Genomic DNA, 953 nt, shown 5'->3' on the forward strand with positions numbered 1-953 from the left:
TCTCGAAGGTGATGGTGTGGGCGGTGGCGAAGTTGCCCATGCTGCTGACGGAGGTGCTCTGCACGTCGAGCGCGGGCTGGGCGACCTGGGGGAAGCCGATGGAGAGAGCCGTCAGGACGGAGAAGTTGGCCGTGCTGCCGGTAACCAGGAGCGAACCGGTGCTCGAGGTGCTGGAGGTGCCGGGGACGAAGACGCCGTCCTGGAAGATGCGCGCCGAGAGCTCGGGCGCGGCCTGGGCCTGAGAGGCGACGCCGATCGCGAGAACCGAGGCGGCGGCGAGAAGAAGGTGTCGCATGGGGGGAGGTCCGTTGGGTTCAGCGGGTGTCGGCGCGTCGTTGCGCCTTGACACCTACACGGCAACCTCTGTGCCAATACAAAATGGCAGGAACAATCAATGTGATAGTGCATCGGCATGCCGAAACAATGTGGAATTGTAATAAATTTCGACAGCTTGGATGCCGTGCGTAGGTCGCGAATTTCGCTGCACGTATTCCCGAACCGGTTTCATGCGCTCGGCCGGGTGCTGATGGTGGGCAGCGAGCACGTCTTGGGGCACGACCCCGGTGGGATCAGCTTGGCGAGCCCGCCCTGAGTTCACTGCGGGTGTGGTGCGGCGGACACGGCAACGCGCACCGGGAAACACTCCCGAAGAAGTAGGCCAGTGCGAGAAGTCCCCTCCTCATCCGCCGCACCCTCAGGGTGCTCTTGCACGGTCGCTGGCTGCCACTGCACGGGGGTTGCTGATTATTCGTCTGTTGCGCGCAGTAGGTCGGCTGCTCCCCGCGATGCGCGCAATCGGAACAGAAGCGGGAGGCGAACCAGATTTAGCTGTGAGCGGCTTTTTGCTCCGGTGCTGGCCTCCTCTCTCAAGGGTAGTGAAGGGCCGGGCGGGTGAGCGCCCGGCACCCTTGTGGTTTGTGGTGAGGCGGGGCGATCAGGCCTTCTTGCGCTGC

At 64.0% G+C, this 953-nt stretch carries 1 protein-coding gene; it reads right to left on the reverse strand.

Annotated elements, in window-relative coordinates:
- Window positions 1-295, reverse strand: a 295-nt coding sequence (locus tag D9599_RS30710) for a hypothetical protein (protein WP_198385130.1), incomplete at its 3' end; no start/stop codon positions are given.
- Window positions 296-953 lie beyond the last annotated feature (658 nt).

The sequence above is a fragment of the Roseomonas sp. KE2513 genome (assembly GCF_016107305.1).
Lineage (GTDB): Bacteria > Pseudomonadota > Alphaproteobacteria > Acetobacterales > Acetobacteraceae > Roseomonas.